This is a genomic window from Streptomyces ossamyceticus (genome assembly GCF_001418475.1).
Taxonomy (GTDB): Bacteria; Actinomycetota; Actinomycetes; order Streptomycetales; family Streptomycetaceae; genus Streptomyces; species Streptomyces ossamyceticus.
On the sequence record NZ_LIQX01000929.1, the window covers coordinates 1 to 1799 of the forward strand.

At 74.4% G+C, this 1799-nt stretch carries 2 protein-coding genes; one reads left to right on the plus strand and one right to left on the minus strand.

What is annotated here, in order from left to right; genetic code table 11:
* The first annotated feature begins 452 nt into the window (after positions 1–452).
* Positions 453–1220: a transglutaminase domain-containing protein gene (locus tag AOK15_RS40635; RefSeq protein ID WP_055524217.1), complete on the plus strand. Its 768-nt coding sequence runs from the start codon at positions 453–455 to the stop codon at positions 1218–1220.
* Positions 1221–1324: 104 nt separating this feature from the next.
* Here AOK15_RS40635 and AOK15_RS40640 read toward each other — a convergent pair.
* Positions 1325–1799, minus strand: a 475-nt coding sequence (locus AOK15_RS40640; protein WP_167738932.1) for a sensor histidine kinase, incomplete at its 5' end; no start/stop codon positions are given.

A 1799-nucleotide genomic window follows, 5' to 3' on the forward strand; every position in this document is an offset into this window, starting at 1 on the left:
GTGCGGGGAGAGTGGACGGCGGGGAGGTTCGGGGCGGTATCGGGCATGGCTGACCAACTCCATTGCGACGAGAAGGGATGGGGTGGGTCCCTACCGCGTCTGGCTCCTCCACGGGTGTCGACGGCCCGGGGCGCTTTCAACTGGCGGTACTCAGGGGTGGATTGCTGGATGGTTGCGCTTTGTACATCAGTTGAGCACTCTCAGTGAGCGCAGGAATGACCGTAGTCGGCATATTTGCACCGCCGCAATGGGGTCTCGGGAAGTACTACGAAAGCACGTCGCCGGCGCGCGCCGAGGCAGGGCCGCGGGAGGTGAGCGGAGCGCCCGCTCCCCGGGAGGGGGACGGCGCGGTCCCGGACGCGCCCCGTGTGAGGATGGACGGAGGGCGTTCGCCGGGTACGGGCGGGGGCCCGTCCGGGGAGCAGCGGGGCACACGGGGAACGGGGACGGACATGACCAGTCGGTTGCTCATGGCGTACGGCGCGCGGGACAGGCGGGCCGGTGCGCCGGTACGGGGCGCGGACGACGTCCGCGGATCCACGCGGGCCACACCCGTCCTGGACCACGACGACCCGCTGGTAGGGGCGATCGCGGGCCGGGTGGTGAGCGAGGCGACCCCGCTGGAGGCGCTGCGCGCCGCGCACCGGATCATCGCGCGGGACGTGCGGCCCGTGTACTCGGTCGAGGACCGGCGCCGGGTGTCCCGGACCCTGCGGCTGGGGCGCGGCTCGTGCAGTCAGCGGATGGCGGCGCTGGAGGCGGTCGCCCGTGCCGTCCGGGTGCGGACGAGGGTGCGCGGGCTGCTCGTCGACGGCGCGTTCTGGTATCCGCGCTTCCCGCGGCTGAAGCCGTTCGTGCCGGCGCAGGTCCTGCTGGCCTGGCCGGAGTTCCGGATCGACGGGGCTTGGCTGCCGATCGGTGAACTGTTCACGGGGCCCGCCGCGGGCCGCCACTACGCCAACGACGGCGGGGAGACCCTCTTCGACGCGGTGGCCCGCACCGGCATCGACTGGGACGGCGGCACCCCGGCCGAGGTGAACACCTGTGCCGCCGACGGGGGTTCGTGCGACCTGTCCGCCCACGTCGTCGCGGACCTCGGCCACTTCGACGACCGCGACACCCTCTTCGACCGTCACGGCCAGACCCTCTGCCGGACGGCCCGCACCCTGACCGAGCCCGTCCTCGGCCGCTGGACCCCGGCCACCCGCACCCCGGCCTGACGCGCTGCCCGGACACCCCGCCCTGACGCCCCGGCGGTGGCTCACCGCCGGTGCACCGCCCCGTCCGTCGGTCGCTCCGCCCGTCCACCGTCCCGGCCGGTCCGTCAGGCGTCGGTGCCCCGTACCGTGAAGCCGATCACGAGCCCCCCGCCCGCCCGCCGGAAGGCGAACGGGGTGCCGCCGTGGGCGGCTGCCACCGCGCGGACGATGGACAGGCCGAGGCCGGAGCCGGGGAGGCTGCGGGCGTCGGCGGCACGGTAGAAGCGGTCAAAGATGCGTTCGAGGTCGCAGTCGGCGACGCCGGGGCCCCGGTCCAGGACCTCCACCCGGACCACGTCGGGCCCGTCGCCCTGGCCCACGTCGTCGAGGTCGACGAGGTCACCGCCGCCGCGTGCCGGTCCCCGCGCGACCACCACCTCGATCGCCCCGGTCCCGGCGCGGTCGAACTTCGAGGCGTTCTCCACGAGGTTGGACACGACCGTCGAGGGGCGGGCGGGGGCGTTGCAGCGGGCCGTGTCCAACCGCGGGGAGAACGCCGCGAAGTTCGTGCGCGCCGGGACCGGGGCGATCGAGGTGGTG